Below are 21,364 nucleotides of genomic sequence, written 5' to 3'. Positions count from 1 at the left end.
CCTTACGCCACAAGACGATCCAGGGTGCGCTTTTTTTCACCATAATACAGGTCAAACATCTTGAAATTCTGAGGGACGTCCTCATTTCATCTCCAGTAGCATTTTGACCTGTATTGGGAGGAATCATGCGTCTGGATCGTCTTACTAACAAATTCCAGCTTGCGCTCGCCGATGCTCAATCCCTTGCCCTTGGGCGCGACAACCAATTTATTGAACCTCTTCACTTGATGAGCGCGCTGCTCAATCAGGAAGGCGGCACCGTTCGTCCGTTACTGACGAACGCTGGCGTGGATGTCGCAGGATTACGCAACGGCGTAGAGCAGGCTATCAGTCGTCTGCCACAGGTAGAAGGCGCTGACGGCGACGTCCAGCCCTCTGCCGATCTGGTGCGAGTACTTAACCTGTGCGACAAGCTGGCGCAAAAGCGCGGCGACAACTTTATATCATCTGAATTATTTGTTCTGGCTGCCCTTGACTCACGCGGTTCGCTGGCGGATGTGCTGAAATCCGCAGGCGCGACAAACGACAAGCTGACGAAGGCTATCGAACAAATGCGTGGAGGGGAAAGCGTGAACGATCAAGGGCTGAAGATCAGCGCCAGGCACTAAAAAAATACACTATCGATCTTACCGAGCGCGCAGAGCAGGGCAAGCTTGATCCAGTTATTGGCCGTGACGAAGAGATCCGCCGGACCATTCAGGTTCTGCAACGCCGCACCAAAAACAACCCGGTATTAATCGGCGAACCCGGCGTCGGTAAAACCGCTATCGTCGAAGGGCTGGCGCAGCGTATCGTCAACGGCGAAGTGCCTGAAGGCCTGAAAGGGCGTCGGGTGCTGGCGCTGGATATGGGCGCGCTGGTGGCGGGAGCCAAATATCGCGGCGAGTTCGAAGAACGTCTGAAAGGCGTGCTGAACGATCTGGCGAAACAGGAAGGCAATGTCATTCTGTTTATCGACGAACTGCACACTATGGTCGGCGCCGGTAAGGCGGACGGCGCGATGGACGCAGGCAATATGTTGAAGCCTGCGCTGGCGCGCGGCGAACTGCACTGCGTAGGCGCTACCACGCTGGATGAGTATCGGCAGTATATTGAAAAAGATGCCGCGCTGGAGCGCCGTTTCCAGAAAGTGTTCGTCGCTGAGCCGAGCGTGGAAGATACCATCGCCATCCTGCGCGGTTTGAAAGAACGCTATGAACTGCACCACCATGTGCAGATCACCGACCCGGCGATTGTGGCGGCCGCGACCCTGTCGCATCGCTATATTGCCGATCGCCAGCTGCCGGATAAGGCGATTGATCTGATTGACGAAGCGGCGTCAAGCATTCGCCTGCAAATCGACTCTAAACCGGAGCCGCTCGATCGTCTGGAACGCCGCGTTATCCAGCTGAAGCTGGAGCAGCAGGCGTTGAAAAAAGAGTCGGACGAAGCCAGCCAGAAGCGCCTTGAAATGCTGGAAGACGAACTCAGCCAGAAAGAGCGCGAGTATGCGGAGCTGGAGGAAGAGTGGAAAGCGGAAAAAGCCTCCCTCTCCGGCACCCAAACGATCAAAGCGGAGCTGGAGCAGGCGAAAATCGCGCTGGAACAGGCGCGTCGTTCCGGCGACCTTGGCCGCATGTCTGAGCTGCAGTACGGTAAAATCCCCGAACTGGAAAAACAGCTGGCGGCAGCGACGCAATCGGAAGGTAAAACAATGCGCCTGCTGCGTAACCGTGTTACCGATGTGGAGATCGCCGACGTGCTGGCGCGCTGGACCGGTATTCCAGTGGCGCGCATGATGGAAGGCGAGCGTGAAAAACTGCTCCGTATGGAGCAGGAACTGCATCAGCGCGTTATCGGTCAGAATGAAGCGGTCGAGGCGGTATCTAACGCGATACGCCGTAGCCGCGCCGGTCTCTCCGATCCAAACCGTCCGATTGGCTCATTCCTGTTCCTGGGACCGACCGGCGTTGGTAAAACCGAGCTGTGCAAAGCGCTGGCTAATTTCCTGTTCGACAGCGACGACGCCATGGTGCGTATAGATATGTCGGAGTTTATGGAGAAACATGCCGTTTCGCGGCTGGTGGGCGCGCCTCCGGGGTACGTGGGCTATGAAGAAGGCGGTTACCTTACCGAGGCGGTGCGTCGTCGGCCTTATTCCGTGATTCTGCTGGATGAGGTGGAAAAAGCGCACCCCGATGTCTTCAACATTCTGCTTCAGGTGCTGGACGATGGCCGACTGACTGACGGGCAAGGTCGTACGGTTGACTTCCGCAATACGGTAGTGATTATGACCTCAAACCTCGGCTCCGATCTGATCCAGGAACGCTTCGGCGAGCTGGATTACGCCGCGATGAAAGATGTGGTCATGACGGTAGTCGGGCATCACTTCCGCCCGGAATTTATCAACCGTATAGATGAGGTTGTTGTCTTCCATCCGCTGGGCGAGCAGCATATCGCCTCGATAGCCAATATCCAGCTGCAGCGGCTGTACAAACGCCTGGAAGATCGCGGCTACACCGTGCATATGACGGAAGAGGCGCTGAAGCTGCTGGGTCAGAACGGTTACGACCCGGTTTATGGTGCGCGTCCGTTGAAACGCGCTATCCAGCAACAGGTGGAAAACCCGCTGGCGCAGCAAATACTGTCCGGCGCACTGGTCCCCGGCAAAACGGTGGAAATCGATGTTCGCGATGGCGTTATTGTCGCTCATCAGTAAACGTAATAAAGAAAATGGGCCGTCAGGCCCATTTTTTTGTCTTTTCATCGATGATTTGCACGCTTTTCAGACATTACGCACGAAATTTCAGCGAACGATAAAAAAGTTGAAATTAGCACTTGTCAGCCCCGAATTACTCCCTATAATGCGCCTCCATCGACACGGCACAGCGGCTTACGCCACGCGGTGTTGAGCGGTTCAGCGAAGCCTGAATCGCCGGAGAAAAACTTCTGAAAAAGGGGTTGACTCTGAAAGAGGAAAGCGTAATATACGCCACCTCGCGACAACGGCACGAAGCGCCGGTCGCACCGCTCTTTAACAATTTATCAGACAATCTGTGTGGGCACTCACAGGACGGGTATCGCAAAACACATTTGCAGTATCAAGTCTCAGAGTGAACACGTAATTCATTACGACGTTTTTCTTTGAGCATCAGACTTTAATTGAAGAGTTTGATCATGGCTCAGATTGAACGCTGGCGGCAGGCCTAACACATGCAAGTCGAACGGTAACAGGAAGCAGCTTGCTGCTTCGCTGACGAGTGGCGGACGGGTGAGTAATGTCTGGGGATCTGCCCGATGGAGGGGGATAACCACTGGAAACGGTGGCTAATACCGCATAACGTCGCAAGACCAAAGTGGGGGACCTTCGGGCCTCACACCATCGGATGAACCCAGATGGGATTAGCTAGTAGGTGGGGTAACGGCTCACCTAGGCGACGATCCCTAGCTGGTCTGAGAGGATGACCAGCCACACTGGAACTGAGACACGGTCCAGACTCCTACGGGAGGCAGCAGTGGGGAATATTGCACAATGGGCGCAAGCCTGATGCAGCCATGCCGCGTGTATGAAGAAGGCCTTCGGGTTGTAAAGTACTTTCAGCGGGGAGGAAGGGATGGTGCTTAATACGCGCCGTCATTGACGTTACCCGCAGAAGAAGCACCGGCTAACTCCGTGCCAGCAGCCGCGGTAATACGGAGGGTGCAAGCGTTAATCGGAATTACTGGGCGTAAAGCGCACGCAGGCGGTCTGTTAAGTCAGATGTGAAATCCCCGGGCTTAACCTGGGAACTGCATTTGAAACTGGCAGGCTTGAGTCTCGTAGAGGGGGGTAGAATTCCAGGTGTAGCGGTGAAATGCGTAGAGATCTGGAGGAATACCGGTGGCGAAGGCGGCCCCTGGACGAAGACTGACGCTCAGGTGCGAAAGCGTGGGGAGCAAACAGGATTAGATACCCTGGTAGTCCACGCCGTAAACGATGTCGACTTGGAGGCTGTTTCCTTGAGAAGTGGCTTCCGGAGCTAACGCGTTAAGTCGACCGCCTGGGGAGTACGGCCGCAAGGTTAAAACTCAAATGAATTGACGGGGGCCCGCACAAGCGGTGGAGCATGTGGTTTAATTCGATGCAACGCGAAGAACCTTACCTGGTCTTGACATCCACGGAATTCGGCAGAGATGCCCTAGTGCCTTCGGGAACCGTGAGACAGGTGCTGCATGGCTGTCGTCAGCTCGTGTTGTGAAATGTTGGGTTAAGTCCCGCAACGAGCGCAACCCTTATCCTTTGTTGCCAGCGCGTGATGGCGGGAACTCAAAGGAGACTGCCGGTGATAAACCGGAGGAAGGTGGGGATGACGTCAAGTCATCATGGCCCTTACGACCAGGGCTACACACGTGCTACAATGGCGCATACAAAGAGAAGCGACCTCGCGAGAGCAAGCGGACCTCATAAAGTGCGTCGTAGTCCGGATTGGAGTCTGCAACTCGACTCCATGAAGTCGGAATCGCTAGTAATCGTGGATCAGAATGCCACGGTGAATACGTTCCCGGGCCTTGTACACACCGCCCGTCACACCATGGGAGTGGGTTGCAAAAGAAGTAGGTAGCTTAACCTTCGGGAGGGCGCTTACCACTTTGTGATTCATGACTGGGGTGAAGTCGTAACAAGGTAACCGTAGGGGAACCTGCGGTTGGATCACCTCCTTACCAAGCTGATACCTTCCCGTGCAGTGCTCACACAGATTGTCTGATAGAAATTAACGAGCAGTAAAATCCCGGCAGGCTTGTAGCTCAGGTGGTTAGAGCGCACCCCTGATAAGGGTGAGGTCGGTGGTTCAAGTCCACTCAGGCCTACCAATTCCTTCCAGTACGGCGTTATGGTTCCGGCTTGCATAGTTTACTATGCTTCGCGAAACCATGCCTTGTCCTGAACGGAATTAAAGGTTAACGGTGATTTTACAGTATATCTGGGGCTATAGCTCAGCTGGGAGAGCGCCTGCTTTGCACGCAGGAGGTCAGCGGTTCGATCCCGCTTAGCTCCACCATCAACGTCAGGTTGATGACCACTCCAGAATACATTCACGAATGTATTGTGCAGTATTTGCTCTTTAACAATCCGGAACAAGCTGAAAATTTGAAAGAGCAGCTTCTTGTATAAAGAACTGTTCAGAGTCTCTCAATTTCTCGCACCATGCGGTGTCGCAAGACGCCTGCGGGTTGTGAGGTTAAGCGACCAAGCGTACACGGTGGATGCCCTGGCAGTCAGAGGCGATGAAGGACGTGCTAATCTGCGAAAAGCGCCGGTGAGGTGATATGAACCGCTATCAGCCGGCGATGTCCGAATGGGGAAACCCAGTGTGATTCGTCACACTATCGTTAAGTGAATACATAGCTTAACGAGGCGAACCGGGGGAACTGAAACATCTAAGTACCCCGAGGAAAAGAAATCAACCGAGATTCCCTGAGTAGCGGCGAGCGAACGGGGAACAGCCCAGAGCCTGAATCAGCATGTGTGTCAGTGGAAGCGTCTGGAAAGGCGCACGGTACAGGGTGACAGTCCCGTACACGAAGATGCATGTGTTGTGAGCTCGATGAGTAGGGCGGGACACGTGGTATCCTGTCTGAATATGGGGGGACCATCCTCCAAGGCTAAATACTCCTGACTGACCGATAGTGAACCAGTACCGTGAGGGAAAGGCGAAAAGAACCCCGGCGAGGGGAGTGAAAAAGAACCTGAAACCGTGTACGTACAAGCAGTGGGAGCCTTCATTTATGAGGGTGACTGCGTACCTTTTGTATAATGGGTCAGCGACTTATATTCTGTAGCAAGGTTAACCGTATAGGGGAGCCGCAGGGAAACCGAGTCTTAACCGGGCGCTCAGTTGCAGGGTATAGACCCGAAACCCGGTGATCTAGCCATGGGCAGGTTGAAGGTTGGGTAACACTAACTGGAGGACCGAACCGACTAATGTTGAAAAATTAGCGGATGACCTGTGGCTGGGGGTGAAAGGCCAATCAAACCGGGAGATAGCTGGTTCTCCCCGAAAGCTATTTAGGTAGCGCCTCGTGAATTCATCTCCGGGGGTAGAGCACTGTTTCGGCTAGGGGGCCATCCCGGCTTACCAACCCGATGCAAACTGCGAATACCGGAGAATGTTATCACGGGAGACACACGGCGGGTGCTAACGTCCGTCGTGAAGAGGGAAACAACCCAGACCGCCAGCTAAGGTCCCAAAGTCATGGTTAAGTGGGAAACGATGTGGGAAGGCCCAGACAGCCAGGATGTTGGCTTAGAAGCAGCCATCATTTAAAGAAAGCGTAATAGCTCACTGGTCGAGTCGGCCTGCGCGGAAGATGTAACGGGGCTAAACCATGCACCGAAGCTGCGGCAGCGACGCGAATGCGTTGTTGGGTAGGGGAGCGTTCTGTAAGCCTGCGAAGGTGTGCTGTGAGGCATGCTGGAGGTATCAGAAGTGCGAATGCTGACATAAGTAACGATAAAGCGGGTGAAAAGCCCGCTCGCCGGAAGACCAAGGGTTCCTGTCCAACGTTAATCGGGGCAGGGTGAGTCGACCCCTAAGGCGAGGCCGAAAGGCGTAGTCGATGGGAAACGGGTTAATATTCCCGTACTCGGTGTTACTGCGAAGGGGGACGGAGAAGGCTATGTTGGCCGGGCGACGGTTGTCCCGGTTTAAGCGTGTAGGCTGACTTTCCAGGCAAATCCGGAAGGTCAAGGCTGAGGCGTGACGACGAGGCACCACGGTGCTGAAGCAACAAATGCCCTGCTTCCAGGAAAAGCCTCTAAGCATCAGGTAACAGTGAATCGTACCCCAAACCGACACAGGTGGTCAGGTAGAGAATACCAAGGCGCTTGAGAGAACTCGGGTGAAGGAACTAGGCAAAATGGTGCCGTAACTTCGGGAGAAGGCACGCTGGCATGTAGGTGGAGGGACCCGCTCCCCGAGCCGAAGCCAGTCGAAGATACCAGCTGGCTGCAACTGTTTATTAAAAACACAGCACTGTGCAAACACGAAAGTGGACGTATACGGTGTGACGCCTGCCCGGTGCCGGAAGGTTAATTGATGGGGTTATCGCAAGAGAAGCTCCTGATCGAAGCCCCGGTAAACGGCGGCCGTAACTATAACGGTCCTAAGGTAGCGAAATTCCTTGTCGGGTAAGTTCCGACCTGCACGAATGGCGTAATGATGGCCAGGCTGTCTCCACCCGAGACTCAGTGAAATTGAACTCGCTGTGAAGATGCAGTGTACCCGCGGCAAGACGGAAAGACCCCGTGAACCTTTACTACAGCTTGACACTGAACATTGAGCCTTGATGTGCAGGATAGGTGGGAGGCTTTGAAGCGTGGACGCCAGTCTGCGTGGAGCCATCCTTGAAATACCACCCTTTAATGTTTGATGTTCTAACCTGGCGCCATAATCTGGCGTGGGGACAGTGTCTGGTGGGTAGTTTGACTGGGGCGGTCTCCTCCCAAAGTGTAACGGAGGAGTACGAAGGTCAGCTAATCACGGTCGGACATCGTGAGGTTAGTGCAATGGCATAAGCTGGCTTGACTGCGAGAGTGACGGTTCGAGCAGGTGCGAAAGCAGGTCATAGTGATCCGGTGGTTCTGAATGGAAGGGCCATCGCTCAACGGATAAAAGGTACTCCGGGGATAACAGGCTGATACCGCCCAAGAGTTCATATCGACGGCGGTGTTTGGCACCTCGATGTCGGCTCATCACATCCTGGGGCTGAAGTAGGTCCCAAGGGTATGGCTGTTCGCCATTTAAAGTGGTACGCGAGCTGGGTTTAGAACGTCGTGAGACAGTTCGGTCCCTATCTGCCGTGGGCGCTGGAAGACTGAGAGGGGTTGCTCCTAGTACGAGAGGACCGGAGTGAACGCACCGCTGGTGTTCGGGTTGTCATGCCAATGGCACTGCCCGGTAGCTAAGTGCGGAAGAGATAAGTGCTGAAAGCATCTAAGCACGAAACTTGCCTCGAGATGAGTCTTCCCTGAGACCGTGAGTCTCCTGAAGGGACGTTGAAGACGACGACGTTGATAGGCCGGGTGTGTAAGCGCAGCGATGCGTTGAGCTAACCGGTACTAATGACCCGTGAGGCTTAACCTTACAACGCCACAGGCGTTTTGGGGATGAGAGACGATTTTCAGCTTTGTTTACCGGATAAAAGAAATCTGCGGAAACGAAAGATGTTGCGCTGAAGCAAGGCGGCAAATGAGACATCAGGAAGGAGCATACAGCGGTATGTGACTGAGTGATGCGAATGCGGCCAACGCAGCAGCAGCGCGGGAGATTCGTTTCCGGCACAAAGAATTTGCCTGGCGGCAAGAGCGCGGTGGTCCCACCTGACCCCATGCCGAACTCAGAAGTGAAACGCCGCAGCGCCGATGGTAGTGTGGGGCCTCCCCATGCGAGAGTAGGGAACTGCCAGGCATCAAACAAACGACAGAGCCTCAGCGAAAGCTGAGGCTTTTTCGTATTTGAATTCTGTAGCGATAGCCGCAACAAGAGCCGATAAAAACGCGCGGCGTCGTGGATTCAGGCGCTAAAAAAGCTTTTACGCCCGATCTGCTATTTAATCTTTCCTCTGTTTTCATTTTTTAGCCGCACTTTTATTCTGCCTCTTCCATATATCTCTCATCAATCAACACGTCTGCTAAGATTTGCCTCTTAACTTCAACTTATTGATCGGCAAAGCGGATTCAATATTTCTTCTTAAAAACTTCTCTAATGCTTTCTTATTGCTAAGCATTGTTCTGGCGCCATAACCCCAGCAGCTTCACAAAAGTAGTAGCCTGAACATAAAATTTTTTCTTAACACTGCGCTTTAATGCTTTACTGACTTTTTGTCTTTTTTAGCGGCAAGGAACAACAGTGAGGCATATCTATGGCTGATGTAGTCACCAACAATAAGCGATCCGGGATCGCTAAGGCGTCAGATAAAAAGCGTATTGGCGCAATAATCGGCGCCTCCTCAGGCAATCTGGTGGAATGGTTCGATTTTTACGTTTACTCCTTCTGCTCTCTTTATTTCGCGCATATTTTCTTTCCTTCAGGAAACGCCACGACTCAGCTGGTGCAAACCGCAGGCGTGTTTGCCGCCGGTTTTTTAATGCGTCCTATCGGCGGATGGCTCTTTGGCCGCATTGGCGATCGCCACGGACGTAAAACGTCTATGCTGATTTCAGTATGTATGATGTGTTTCGGCTCGCTGATGATCGCCTGCCTGCCTGGATACGACACCTTAGGCATTTGGGCGCCAATACTGCTGCTGATGGCCAGACTTTTTCAGGGCCTGTCTGTTGGCGGAGAGTACGGCACCAGCGCGACCTATATGAGCGAAGTGGCGATAGAAGGGCGCAAGGGATATTACGCATCGTTCCAGTATGTGACGCTTATTGGCGGGCAACTGCTGGCGCTGCTTACCGTCGTGGTGCTGCAACAGCTATTGCCTCATGAGGCGTTACGTAGCTGGGGATGGCGCATTCCTTTTGGGCTGGGTGCGGTTCTGGCGATCGTGGCGCTGTTCCTGCGTCGCTCGCTGGATGAAACGACTGACGATAAAACCCGTCAGCATCAGGATGCCGGACGTCTGCGCGGGTTGTGGAAGCACCGACGCGCTTTTTTAATGGTGCTGGGTTTCACCGCTGGCGGCTCGCTTAGCTTTTATACCTTTACTACTTACATGCAGAAGTATCTGGTTAACAGTGCCGGGATGGATGCTAAAACTGCCAGCGGATTAATGACGCTGGCGTTGTTTGTTTTCATGCTGATCCAGCCGTTGATCGGCGCGCTGTCAGACAAAATCGGCCGACGTAGCTCAATGCTGATATTCAGCACTGGCGCGATGATCTGCACCGTGCCGATTCTGACGCTGCTGCAACAGGCTGAAAGCGGTTGGCTGGTCTTTATGCTGGTGATGTTGGCACTGCTGATTACCAGTTTCTATACCGCTATCAGCGGCATCGTCAAAGCTGAGATGTTTCCCCGGAAGTGCGGGCGATGGGCGTAGGGCTTTCTTATGCGGTGGCGAATGCCATCTTTGGCGGATCGGCGGAATATGTGGCGCTGTCGTTGAAGGCGGCAGGACATGAAACCCACTTTTTCTGGTATGTGTCACTAATGGGAGCGGTGGCGCTGCTGGTTTCGCTAATGCTGCATCGCAAAGGGCAGGGGATGCGGCTGTAAACTCACTGGCCGATATTCCACAGGACAAAGCCGGTCGCTGCGCCGGCGATATCCCATCCTAAATCTTTCCAACTCCAGCCGCTGCCATCCGGGCGGCTGTCATACACCTCTTTCACTGCGCCCAGGCTGAACGCGAACATTAAACCGAAGCTGTTGCTGCGGCGTGTGTTCCAGCCCTGCTGCTGACCATATTCATTGCCAGCGACGGAAAGCAGCGCAGAGGCGATAAAATGCTGCGCCTTATCCTTTCCAGTCCAGCGATCCTGCGCGGTATGGCTACAGCCAGTACAGCATAAGCAGAGTAAAAGCAGCATAATTCGCATCGTAGCTCCTGAACGGCCAGGCGCAAACAATCCGCCTGATGCTTACAGAATCCGGCTAATTAAACGATCGATACGGATACGGCGCAGGCGCCTGATCAATTTACGCACTTTTACCGGATAGTCGGCAATGCTGTCGAGATCGCGGAAGTGCTTCACCACGCTCGTATGCTGACGGATCAGCGCCAGTTCCCGATCGCGCTGATCGGCCAGCTGTTGCAACGGATCGTGAATCAGCACGGCGTTTTCCAGATCCAGCCGCCAGGCGCGCGGATTGAGGTTATTGCCGGTAATCAGCATCCATTCATCATCGACCCACATACCTTTCAGGTGATAGCTGTTATCGCCATCCTTCCACAGACGTACGGTCAGCTGGCCGTTGCCGACATAATATTGCAGTCGGCTGAGAAAGCGTCGCAAATTGATTTCATACAGATAGGGCAGGGCGCCGATAATCTTAAATGGCTGATCTTCGGGGATATAGAAATCGTTGGCCGTCTTATCGCCAACGATAATCTCTACCTCTTTGCCGTGGCGCAGCAGCCAGATAATATTGCGTACCAGAATCGCTGGCAGATTGAAATAAGGCGTACAGAGCGTCAACTTGCGTTCCGTACAGGGCATCAAATGGTAGATGGTCTTATTTAACAGGCTGCGCTTGCCAAGCCCGACCAGCGGCGTCACCGCCAATTCTTCGTTATTGGCGTCAGGCGTAAAGTGGTAATCGAAGCCGCGCAGATCCTGACGGAACTGGCGGGTTTCATTTTTGATTTCCGGGCTTTTCGGCCGCTCATGCTGATCGAGGCGATGCACCGCTTCCGCTTGCTTCAGATTCCGATCGATCCATTCAAACATGGCGTCGGCCAGCTTCGGATTACGGATCAGCTGATAGCGATCGTAGCGGTATTTATCATGTTGATGCAGGTAAACATCGTTCAGGCTGGCGCCGCTGTAGAGCAGCGTATCGTCAATAATAAAGCCTTTGAGATGCAGTACGCCCAGTGCTTCGCGGGTATTGACCGGGATGCCGTAAACCGGAATCGCGATATCGGGATTCTGGCTCGCCATCTCGCAATACCAGTCCGCATTGGTCACGCCTTTAGCGTCACCGATGCGGCCGCGCTGTGCCCGGTGCCAGTCCACCAACACGCTGACATCCAGCGCTGGCCGCGCGCGTTTGGCGGCGTAGAGCGCGGACAGGACGGCGCGCCCGGCGTCATCATTTTCCAGATAGAGTGCCACGATGCAGATGCGCTGCGTCGCGCTGGCGATCTTCTCCAGCAGCGTAGCGCGAAACTCGGATGGTGAGTAAAGCGTGGTCACATCAGCAACTGACTGAGACAGTTTGGGCAGCTGTGCAAGGTGTTGTTGGTGTTTATTGCGCTTAAATTTAGACAACATCACAGTGCGCTTCTTCTCTATTCATTGAGTGGTCTTCTGCCATGAAATCATGGTCCTAACCGACAATATTAACATTAACTACGCCTAAAGAGCGATCTCGCCGTTAATGTTGCTCGCCAGCGTACTTAAGAGGCAGGCGCAGACTGACAATACCATCTTCCAGCTGCACATCCACGCTGAATCCCAGCTTCTTCGCCAGGGTAATCATGCCTTGATTACGAGGCATAGTAATGCCATTTAGCTGTTGCAGACCATGATGTCGCGTATAGACAATCATCTTTTCCAGCAGCCGTCTGCCCAGACCTACTCCTTTTAGATCCGATCGCACCAGCACCGAGAATTCGGCGTCGGTATTATCCGCATCGGAGATGGCGCGGGTCACGCCGATAATCTCCGCTTCGCCGCCTTGCTCGCGCACCGCCACGAAAGCCATTTCTCGATCGTAGTCGATTTGCGTCATATTGGCTAAATCCTCATGGGTAAACTCATTGATCTCGCTAAAGTAGCGATAATAGAGATCTTCTTTAGTGACCTGGGCGATAAAACGCCGCAGCAACGGTTCATCCTCCGGCAAAATCGGCCGGAACAGGCAGGTTTCGCCGTTTTTAAGGGTGACGCTTTCTTCCAGAGTATGCGGGTAAGGGCGGATAGCCAGGCGCGATTCATTCACGCCGTTGAACGCCGCCAGCGTTAGCGTCACATCCAGCAGGGTAAACTCGTCACCGGCGGCCAGCAGAGGATGGATATCGAGCCGCTCGATTTCCGGGCAATCCACCACCAGGTTGGAGACTTGCACCAGCACCTGGCTTAGCGCCGCAATATCCAGCGGTCGCAGGGCGCTGCGTCCACGGATCTTGCCGCTTTTAATCGCCTGAATCACCAGATAGCGCGCCAGTGTCATATTGAGCGGAGGCAGCGCCACCGCCGCGTGACGATCCGCCTGCCATTCGACGCCTCCTTCGCCCAGCATGATCACCGGGCCGAAAAGCGGGTCCTGCTCAACGACAATCCGCAGCTCCTGTGCCCCGGCGCGGTTCGCCATGCTCTGTACCAGCAGCCCGTGAATGCGCGCCTGCGGCCAGGTCAGCTTCACGCGATCGATAATCGCATTCGCCGCCTGCTGCACTTCGCTGGCGGTACGCAGATAGAGCATGACTCCCTGTACGTCCGATTTATGCGGAATATCCGGCGATCGCAGTTTCAACGCCACTGGATAGCCGATCTGTCCGGCGATATGCACCGCTTCCGCGCTATCTCCGGCGATCCAGGTGGGCAGCGTCGTCAGGCCATAGGCCTGTAAGATGGCTTGCACCTCATGGGTGTCCAGGCGAGTGGCGCCCTCGTTCAGCGCCTGCTGAATAAGCTGATGGGCGTACGCGGTATCCTGCTTCAGCGTGGCGGGCAGGGCAGGCGTTTCGCGCAGTTGTTTCTGGTTGCGCCGGTACTCCACCATATGCATAAAGGCGGTCACCGCGCCTTCCGGCGTACGATAGGTCGGGATCGCCGCATCGCTGAACGCGCGCCGCGCCTCCTGTGAAGAATATTCCCCGCACCAGTTAGTGAGCAGCGTCAGCGTTTTGCCGCGTGGATGTTGCTTAATCCGTTCAATCAGTCGCAGGGCGGTTTTCGTCGCCGGTGCAACGGCGCTGGGGGCGTAGATAATCATCAGCGCATCCAGCTCATGACTGTCGAGCAGCAGGGAAATCGCCTGCAGGTAGCGCTCCGGGGTGGCGTCGTCCTTTAGATCGAGTGGATTGCCGGGAACGATCTCTGTCGGCAGCTGCGCCCTGAGCGCGTTCAGTGTCTCTTCACTGAGACGCGCCAGTTTGCCGCTGCGTGCCTGCAATGCATCCAGCGCCAGCGCGGCGGGCGCGGCGCCGTTGCTGACGATCATCAGTCGCTCGCCGCGCAGGGGCCGCATATGGCTCAACGTTTCCACGGCGGAAAACAGCTCATGGGTATCCTGTACACGCAGCAGACCTGCGCGCTGAATGGCGGCGTCCCAGGCGGCGTCGAGCCCGGCGTGAGTTTTCAACAGCTGCTGCGCCTGCGGGCTGCGGCCGCTTTTGATCACCAGAATAGGCTTATTGCGTGAGGCGCTGCGCGAGGCGGAGACAAAGCGGCGCGCATCGCTCAGGTGTTCCAGGTAGAGCAGGATGGCGCTGGTCTTGCCATCACGCGCCAGGAAATCAAGCAGGTCGTCGATATCGGTATCCAGGCTGTCGCCCAGCGCGATAAACCAGGAGAAGCCCAGTTGCCGCTGCTGCGCCCAGTCGAGAATGGTATTGGAGACGGCGGCGGACTGTGACACAAAGGCCAATTTGCCTTTCAGGATAGGTACCGGCGAAAAGCTGGCGTTAAGGCCCTGCCACGGCGCCAGCAGGCCGAGGCTGTTAGGACCAAGCAGACGAATTTGCCAACGGCTGGCGCACGCTTTCAACGCTTCCAGCTGGCTTTCCGGCGCGGAAAGAATGATGCAGGCTTTACAGCCTTTCTCGCCCAGCTCCTGCAACAGCGCCAGATTGCGGCTGGCGTTGGTGCAGATCACCGCCAGTTCCGGCGCAAAAGGCAGGCTGGCGATATCTGGCCAGGCCAGCACGCCGGAAACCGCCTTATATTTCGGCGTGACGGGCAGCACCGGGCCGCTAAAGCCGCCCGCCAGCAGATTACGCATCAGCAGATAGCCGGCGCGCCCCGGCTTTACCGAGGCGCCGATAACGGCGATGGATTTCGGTCTTAACAGCGCTTCCAGTCCACGTTGGCTCATTTCCCGCTCCTGAAACCCCTAAGTCGTTCAGAGTCTAAACGCTTTCCGCCTCTTCTGCCGTGAGGTGGGCTGGATGATGTGGTTTTCCCGCCAGATAGCGCTGGCGGAACAGCATAAAGTGATCGCTGAGCGCCTGGCCCGCCGCCGTATCGCCCGCCTGGCGCAGCAGCGCTGCCGCCACTTCGGCGGTGCAGTGTTGACCAGGCCCGTGCGCTTCGCGCAGCGTATAGGCGGAAGGGGCGGTAAGCTGTAATGACATAACGGGCAGCCCGTCGAGCCAGGGGCTTTTGCGAAACATTTTCCGCGCTTCGGTCCAGGTGCCGTCCAGCATAATGAACAGCGGCGGCTTGCCGGTCACTGGCGGCTGGTTCAACACCGGACGGCCCTGGTCGGCATAGGACTCAGGAAATACCACCATCGGTTGATAGTGAGTATTTGCTACTGCTTCAAGCAACGCTGGGTCTGGCTCAGTGCGCGACCAGCCAAAGGCCAGCGTCTCCGGCAGGATATCGGCGATCAGACGGCCAGTATTGCTCGGCTTCATTGGCTCGGTATCGAACATCACCAGACAGAAGCGGCTGCGCGCCTGATGAGGGGTGATGTTGGCGCACAGGCAAAGTTTCTGCGGCAGCAGGCAGCCCTGGCAGCGGCGAACGCGGTTGCCTCGCGCTAAAAAGGGACGGGTGGCGCGCGCCAGGCGCTCGGCGCGCAGGCGTAAAACGGCGTTATGAGTCATAAGATGCACTGGCAAAAACGCCATTGTAGCGGGAAGCGGGCGGGAAATGGAGTGCGGCTGGCGTCACCAGCCGCAAAGATCAGAGCGCTTCGTCCAGCCACTCGTTAAACGGGGCTTTCGGCATTGCGCCGTTCAGCATATCGACCAGTTGGCCCTGCTTAAACAGCATAATGGTCGGGATGCTGCGAATGCGAAAGCGTGCGCTGAGTTCCGGCTCCGCTTCCGTGTTCACTTTCAGGAAACGCACCTTACCGCTGCGCTCGTCGGCGACATCTTCATAAACAGGCGCAAAGTTCACGCAGGGACCGCACCAGGGCGCCCAGAAATCGACCACGACGGGCAGATCATCCTGCAAATATTTGTCCAGCGTGGCGGTGGTGACATTAATCACTTCGCCATCGAACAGCTCGCTGCCACAGCGGCCGCATTTTGCGCCATCGGCAATGCGCTCTTCCGGAACGCGATTCGTTGCCTGACAGGATGCACATACCGTATTCATTTATCACCTCAGGGTTTATCGTTAACGGCTTACTGAGCCGCTAATTTTTTGCGTAAGCTTAATTATCAATCGGCCCGGATTGAGCGACAACATGGAATGCTCAATGAATATAATAGTTAGCGACTTTTAGCGGAAGTTGATGGCATACAACCCATGCTTCAGGTAATCTTCGCGCTTCGCGCTCAGCAGGTGGAGGAACAGATGAACGACGAATTCAAAGGTAAAAGCGGCAAAGTCAAAGTGATGTATGTTCGCGGTGAAGATAATGGTGACAAACGCGGACAAAATCCCCGGACGGGCAAAGGCAGCAGGCCCGGCGCTGACCGCCAGGAAGGGAGCCGTCGTCCATCCCGCCAGTCTGACAGCGCCGCACGTGGCGGACGTGATGGTCGCGACAGCCGCGATAACCGTGGCGGACGCGACGAACGTAACGGCCGCAGCGCCCGCGACAACAATTTCCGTGGCGACCGCGACGCGCAGCCGCGCAGCGATTCGCCGTGGCGCACCGTATCCCGCGCGCCGGGCGAAGAGGCCAAGCCCGATCACGGCGGCATCAGCGGCAAGAGCTATATCGATCCTGAGCAGCTGCGTCGTCAGCGTATGGAAGAGACGCGCGTATATGGCGAGAACGCTTGCCAGGCGCTGTTCCAGAGCCGTCCTGAATGCATCGTGCGCGCCTGGTTCGTCCAGAGCGTGACGCCGCGTTTCCGCGATGCGCTGCGCTGGCTGGCAGCCAACCGCAAGGCTTACCACGTTGTGGAAGAGGCGGAGCTGGAAAAAGCGTCCGGCACTGAGCATCACGGCGGCGTCTGCTTCCTGATTAAAAAACGCGTGGGCACCCCGGTCAGCGAATGGCTGGCGACGGATCGCGAGCAGGATTGCGTGCTGGCGCTGGAGAATATCGGCAACCCGCACAACATCGGCGGCATTATGCGCAGCAGCGCGCACTTCGGCGTGAAAGGCCTGCTGGTGGACGACGCGGCGGTGCTGGAATCGGGCGCGGCGGTGCGTACCGCAGAAGGCGGCGCGGAGCATGTGCAGGCGCTGAGCGCCGAGAGCTTCGTTAAAGGGCTGGAAGCGTTCCGCAAAGCGGGCTACACCATCGTGACGACCTCGAGCCACAAAGGCAGTACGCCGCTGACGCAGGCGAAACTGCCGGCGAAGATGGTGCTGGTGCTGGGTCAGGAGAGCGACGGCCTGACCGAATCCGCCATGAAGCAGGGCGATATGAGCGTTTCGATTGACGGCACCGGCAAGGTCGAAAGCCTGAACGTGTCGGTAGCGACTGGCGTTCTGCTGGCGGAGTGGTGGCGACAGAACCACTAAGCTGATTCAGCAAGATTCAAAAAAAGAAAAACGGGCGTTAGCCCGTTTTTTTATGCCTGAACCACAGGCGCTTGCGCCTTCCCTGACGCGGGACGCTTCTGCCCGAACCTTCCGCGCCTTAACATTGGCGCAGGTGCCTGCGCCGAAGGTTCGGTCCGATCGTAAAGACGCAATCCGTCATCCCTGACTGCTCGGCCCGCGCCTTCCCTGGCGCGGGACGCTTTACGCTTCTGCCCGAACCTTCTGCGCCTTAGCATTGGCGTAAAAGGTTCGATCAGTGCGCGCCGCCGCCTCCGCCGCCGGAGCTAAAGGGCGGGCGCGCAAACCAGATGGTGATTACCAGCATCAGGAAAATCCCCGCCGATAGCCAGAACACCTCGTTAGCGGAAATAATCAGCCCCTGATTGGTGATCTGCTGCGCGATATAGCCTGACGCCTGCTGTTGGCTCATGCCTAACTGCTCCAGCTGCCGATAGGTCTCCTGCGCATTGCTGCTGTAGGGCGTAATCGATTCGCTGAAATAGCTGTGGTGCATCGATTCGCGGTTGGTCCACATCGTCGTGGTGATCGACGTGCCGATCGAGCCTGCCAGGGTACGCAAGAAGTTCGACAGGCTGGACGCTGCGGCGAGCCGCTCCGGCGGCAGCCCCGATAGCGTAATGGTGGTCAACGGCATAAAGAAGCAGGCCACCGCCAGTCCCTGGATGAACTGCGGCCATGCCGACGCGCCGAAGTCCATTCCCGGCTCGAAGGTCCAGGCGCGCCAGTAGAAGCAGACGGCATACATAATAAAGCTGAAGGTCACCAGCTTGCGCATATCGATGCGGTGGGCGAAGCGGCCGATAATCGGCGACAAAATCACCGGGAAAATTCCCACCGGCGCGGAAGCCAGCCCCGCCCAGGTCGCCGTATAGCCGTACACTTCCTGCAACAGCTGCGGCAGCAGCACGATAGAGCCGAAGTAGAGCATATAGGCGAGGCTGATCGACAGGCAGCCGATGGTAAAGTTGCGCGACTTAAACAGCGTCAAATCCACCACCGGGTGATCGTCGGTCATCTCCCAGACAAACAGCACCGAGAGCGCCACCACCGCCACCACCGTTAATACGATAATTTCGGTCGAGCTGAACCAGTCGAGTTCGCGCCCGCGATCCAGCATGATCTGCAACGCGCCGATGCCTACCACCAGCAGCACCAGCCCCACGGTATCGATCGGTCGAATTTCGGTTTTGGTCTCCCGGTTGCGCAGCGTCTGTAACGTCAGGATCGTCACCACAATGCCGATAGGCACGTTGATAAAGAAAATCCAGCCCCAGTGGTAGTTATCGCTGATCCAGCCGCCGAGGATTGGGCCGCAGATCGGCGCGACCACCACCGTCATCGCCCAGAGCGACAGGGCGATACTGCGTTTAGCGGGCGGATAGTTGCTCAACAGCAAACTCTGCGAGAGCGGAATCAGCGGCCCGGCTACCAGACCCTGAATCACGCGGAACAGAATCAGCGTAGTGAGACTGTTCGCCACGCCGCACAGGAAAGAGGCGAGCGCAAAGGCGATGGTGGACCACACAAACAGCCTCACCTCGCCAATGCGCTTCGCCAGCCAGCCGGTGATCGGGATCGAAATCGCGTTCGCCACGCCGAAAGAGGTAATCACCCAGGTGCCCTGTGAGTTGGAGGCGCCCAGGTTGCCGGCAATGGTCGGTATGGCCACGTTGGCGATGGTGGAATCCAGCACCTGCATAAAGGTCGCCAGCGACAGCGCGATGGTCATCAGAACCAGCTGAGCGCCTTCAAGCGGTTTTTGTGCCATAACCCTCTCCTGCGTTATTCGTTCGCATTGGCGCGAATAATATCGCTGATTAACTTATTGACCGGCGCCAGATCGATCGCCAGCGCATCGCTCTGGTAGGCGGGCGACTGACGCGCCTGAGACGCCAGCACCGTGCCCTCTTTATTGCTGGTATCCACTTTCACCAGCGTAGAGAGACCGATGCGCAGCGGATGCGCGGCCACTTCCTTCGGATCCAGCTCGATACGCACCGGCAGGCGCTGCACCACTTTGATCCAGTTGCCGGTGGCGTTCTGCGCCGGCAGCAGCGAGAAGGCGCTGCCGGTGCCCATATCCAGGCCGACGACCTTGCCGTGATAAACCACGTCGTCACCGTAGATATCGCTCACCACCGTCGCCGGTTGGCCGATGCGCACGCCCGCCAGCTGCGTCTCTTTAAAGTTAGCGTCTACCCAGACACCGGTAGCGGGCACTACGGCCATCAGCGGCGTGGTGGTAGAGATTTGCGCCCCGACCTGCACGCTGCGGCGGGAGACGTAGCCATCGGTAGGGCTGCGAATGTCGGTACGCTGCAAGGCGAGCCAGGCGTCACGCAGCGCGGCGGCATTCTGTTTCACCGCCGGCTGGTTTTCCAGCGAGGTGTCCAGAATCATCGCCTGGTTGGCGTTGTATTGCTGAACGGCGACATCAAGCTGCGCCCGCGCCGTGGCGACGGCGTCGCGCGCGTGCTGCAACTCTTCGCGGCCGATGAGGTTAGAGGCGCCCAGCGGTTCGCGGCGTTTGAGGTCCGCTTCCGCCTGCGCAAGGGCAGTTTTTTGCAGGGCGATGGAGGCCTGATACTGCTTGCTGTTGATCATCATCTGATGCGTCTGTCGCACGCTGGTGGCCAGCGCAGTCTGCGCTTTTTCAAACGCCTGCTCCGCATCGGTTTTATCCAGCGTCACCAGCACGTCGCCTTTTTTCACAAAGTCGGTATTGTCAAACCAGACCTTGTTTACGCTGCCGCTCACCTGCGCCATGATCTGTACCTGATTGCCCGCCACGTAGGCGTCATCAGTCTCTTCAAAATGGCGCAGCACCAGCGCCCAGTAAATCAAATAAGCGACGCCAATCAGAACAAACAGAACGGCCAGAAAAATTAACGCGCCTTTACGTTTTTTCTTCTTATTGGCGGGCTGTTGCGGGTGTTGCGTTTCCGCGTTCGCACTCATGATTCTCTCCACGTTTTCCACGTATACACGTATTTCGGGGTGCGTCGCTCCCTGTACGCAGTGGCCCGAGCCTAAAATGCCAGCGAAACAGGCGCTGGCATGGATAAAAGGGAATTAAGATATCGATTTCTGAGCGTGATTGTGTCGCAGGAATTGCTATTGGTGTGAGAGGGAGGAAATGACTTCCTCTTCGTCCATTTGATCAAGACGATTCAGCAGCTTGCGCGTCAGGCTTTCCAGCTGCGCTTTTTCGCTGTTGTTGAGGGAAGACCAGAGATACTGCAGGCTCTGGTGCTGCGGCGGGAGCACCTGACGCAAGAAGGCGTTGCCTTTTTCCGTCAAATGCAGATGCAGGCAGCGGCGATCGTTGTCGCTCTCGCGGCGTTCGATCCAGCCGCGCTTTTCCAGTTCGTCGGCAATGCGCGTCGCGTTGGTGCGGGAAGATCCCAGCGCCGCGCTCAGCTCTGAAGGCTGGATGCTCTGATTTTCCTGCGCGTCCAGCGTAATCAACGCCATAAACAGTGTCTCGTTAATCCCCTGAGCTTTCAGCATTTTATTGCGATTATCCAATAGCTTGCTCTGCATATGCATGCACAGACGCGTCAGCATGATTTCCTGGAGCGGGAAATCTTTGTGACGAGTAGCGCGAATATTCAGCATCTGTTCAATGGGAGTAAACGAACTTTCCATCTTAAAGGAACCTCATTAGTTGCAACTGGTATAGTAATGGTGATGACGAAACAGGCATAAACATCGTTACCAGCAGGGATCGCTCATGCAATCGCAACGCCACCATCTAAAATTTCCGGCTCACTCCATAAACCGAAAGGTCGGACAGCCCGACTAAGGCCGCCTGGGTTTCATTCAACGATCGTCTCGCGGCAAAGCGGGTCAGTGGCGCGCTGGTCCTGCTGCGCGCGGTCGCTTGCCGACAACCGTTAAATGCAAAATCGACGCGCCGTTGTTCAGGCTGCTGGCTCGCTTGCCTTCCCTGAGGGAAACCAGGCGAGCGCGAAAACCTGAGAAACCGCGCGCAGATAGCGGTTAAAACATGCCTGGCGCTAATGAACCAGGACGGTTAATAAAGCTTGCAATCAGGCTGCTTCATCCCGCTTTCCTGCCGTACTCTTTCTA

General features: G+C 56.2%; 9 protein-coding genes, 2 tRNA genes, 3 rRNA genes and 2 pseudogenes. 8 read left to right on the top strand and 8 right to left on the bottom strand.

Going from position 1 to position 21,364, the window contains the following annotated elements:
- Positions 1–125 precede the first annotated feature (125 nt).
- From clpB to C2E16_RS16365, 7 genes and pseudogenes are all read left to right on the top strand, one after another.
- Positions 126–2,698: pseudogene (clpB, locus tag C2E16_RS16395) on the top strand (ATP-dependent chaperone ClpB).
- Between the two features lie 440 nt (positions 2,699–3,138).
- A 16S ribosomal RNA gene (locus tag C2E16_RS16390) occupies positions 3,139–4,680 on the top strand.
- Between the two features lie 73 nt (positions 4,681–4,753).
- Positions 4,754–4,830, top strand: a tRNA-Ile gene (locus C2E16_RS16385).
- 112 nt (positions 4,831–4,942) lie between these two features.
- Positions 4,943–5,018 (top strand) — tRNA-Ala (locus tag C2E16_RS16380).
- Positions 5,019–5,196: 178 nt separating this feature from the next.
- A 23S ribosomal RNA gene (locus C2E16_RS16375) occupies positions 5,197–8,102 on the top strand.
- Positions 8,103–8,310: 208 nt separating this feature from the next.
- Positions 8,311–8,426, top strand: a 5S ribosomal RNA gene (rrf, locus tag C2E16_RS16370).
- The 16S, 23S and 5S rRNA genes sit together here with 2 tRNA genes alongside, the layout of an rRNA operon.
- 454 nt (positions 8,427–8,880) lie before the next feature.
- Positions 8,881–10,181 (top strand): annotated as a pseudogene (locus C2E16_RS16365) (MFS family transporter).
- Between the two features lie 2 nt (positions 10,182–10,183).
- Here the strand turns inward: C2E16_RS16365 and C2E16_RS16360 are convergent.
- The 5 genes from C2E16_RS16360 to trxC all read right to left on the bottom strand — a co-directional run bounded on the left by C2E16_RS16360 (position 10,184) and on the right by trxC (position 15,904).
- Positions 10,184–10,504, bottom strand: coding sequence for a YfiM family lipoprotein (locus C2E16_RS16360; protein ID WP_038624565.1), 321 nt, complete (start codon positions 10,502–10,504; stop codon positions 10,184–10,186).
- Positions 10,505–10,546: 42 nt separating this feature from the next.
- On the bottom strand, positions 10,547–11,902 hold the full coding sequence (gene pssA / locus C2E16_RS16355) for a CDP-diacylglycerol--serine O-phosphatidyltransferase (protein WP_038624567.1): 1,356 nt from the start codon (positions 11,900–11,902) through the stop codon (positions 10,547–10,549).
- A gap of 103 nt (positions 11,903–12,005) precedes the next feature.
- A complete protein-coding gene (locus C2E16_RS16350) occupies positions 12,006–14,669 on the bottom strand; it encodes a bifunctional acetate--CoA ligase family protein/GNAT family N-acetyltransferase (protein ID WP_038624569.1) in 2,664 nt (887 codons plus the stop codon).
- Positions 14,670–14,703: 34 nt separating this feature from the next.
- Positions 14,704–15,405 (bottom strand): tRNA-uridine aminocarboxypropyltransferase, encoded by a 702-nt coding sequence (locus C2E16_RS16345; RefSeq protein ID WP_084971277.1) that lies wholly within the window; start codon positions 15,403–15,405, stop codon positions 14,704–14,706.
- A gap of 79 nt (positions 15,406–15,484) precedes the next feature.
- Positions 15,485–15,904, bottom strand: coding sequence for a thioredoxin TrxC (gene trxC / locus C2E16_RS16340; protein ID WP_104951577.1), 420 nt, complete (start codon positions 15,902–15,904; stop codon positions 15,485–15,487).
- Between the two features lie 201 nt (positions 15,905–16,105).
- Here trxC and C2E16_RS16335 point away from each other — a divergent pair, with 201 nt between their 5' ends.
- On the top strand, positions 16,106–17,230 hold the full coding sequence (locus C2E16_RS16335; protein WP_084971275.1) for a tRNA/rRNA methyltransferase: 1,125 nt from the start codon (positions 16,106–16,108) through the stop codon (positions 17,228–17,230).
- Positions 17,231–17,504: 274 nt separating this feature from the next.
- On the opposite strand, the gene emrB is transcribed toward C2E16_RS16335, so the two are convergent.
- The 3 genes from emrB to mprA all read right to left on the bottom strand — a co-directional run bounded on the left by emrB (position 17,505) and on the right by mprA (position 20,920).
- Positions 17,505–19,040 (bottom strand): multidrug efflux MFS transporter permease subunit EmrB, encoded by a 1,536-nt coding sequence (gene emrB, locus C2E16_RS16330; protein ID WP_084971273.1) that lies wholly within the window; start codon positions 19,038–19,040, stop codon positions 17,505–17,507.
- Positions 19,041–19,054: 14 nt separating this feature from the next.
- Positions 19,055–20,230: a multidrug efflux MFS transporter periplasmic adaptor subunit EmrA gene (gene emrA / locus C2E16_RS16325; protein WP_038624575.1), complete on the bottom strand. Its 1,176-nt coding sequence runs from the start codon at positions 20,228–20,230 to the stop codon at positions 19,055–19,057.
- A 156-nt stretch (positions 20,231–20,386) separates the two neighbouring features.
- Entirely contained in the window at positions 20,387–20,920 is a 534-nt protein-coding gene (gene mprA / locus C2E16_RS16320) for a transcriptional repressor MprA (RefSeq protein WP_038624577.1), read from the bottom strand.
- Positions 20,921–21,364: the final 444 nt, after the last annotated feature.

This window comes from Mixta calida, assembly GCF_002953215.1.
In the GTDB taxonomy this organism is placed as follows: Bacteria; Pseudomonadota; Gammaproteobacteria; order Enterobacterales; family Enterobacteriaceae; genus Mixta; species Mixta calida.
The sequence above is the reverse complement of the archived record's forward strand: the minus strand, read 5'-3'. Positions and strand labels throughout refer to the sequence as shown.

Excerpts from the sequence above, each read along its gene's own strand:
- C2E16_RS16360 (WP_038624565.1), bottom strand. The coding sequence starts at position 10,504 with ATGCGAATTATGCTGCTTTTACTCTGCTTATGCTGTACTGGCTGTAGC.
- pssA (WP_038624567.1), bottom strand. The coding sequence starts at position 11,902 with ATGTTGTCTAAATTTAAGCGCAATAAACACCAACAACACCTTGCACAG.
- C2E16_RS16350 (WP_038624569.1), bottom strand. The coding sequence starts at position 14,669 with ATGAGCCAACGTGGACTGGAAGCGCTGTTAAGACCGAAATCCATCGCC.
- C2E16_RS16345 (WP_084971277.1), bottom strand. The coding sequence starts at position 15,405 with ATGACTCATAACGCCGTTTTACGCCTGCGCGCCGAGCGCCTGGCGCGC.
- trxC (WP_104951577.1), bottom strand. The coding sequence starts at position 15,904 with ATGAATACGGTATGTGCATCCTGTCAGGCAACGAATCGCGTTCCGGAA.
- C2E16_RS16335 (WP_084971275.1), top strand. The coding sequence starts at position 16,106 with ATGAACGACGAATTCAAAGGTAAAAGCGGCAAAGTCAAAGTGATGTAT.
- emrB (WP_084971273.1), bottom strand. The coding sequence starts at position 19,040 with ATGGCACAAAAACCGCTTGAAGGCGCTCAGCTGGTTCTGATGACCATC.
- emrA (WP_038624575.1), bottom strand. The coding sequence starts at position 20,230 with ATGAGTGCGAACGCGGAAACGCAACACCCGCAACAGCCCGCCAATAAG.
- mprA (WP_038624577.1), bottom strand. The coding sequence starts at position 20,920 with ATGGAAAGTTCGTTTACTCCCATTGAACAGATGCTGAATATTCGCGCT.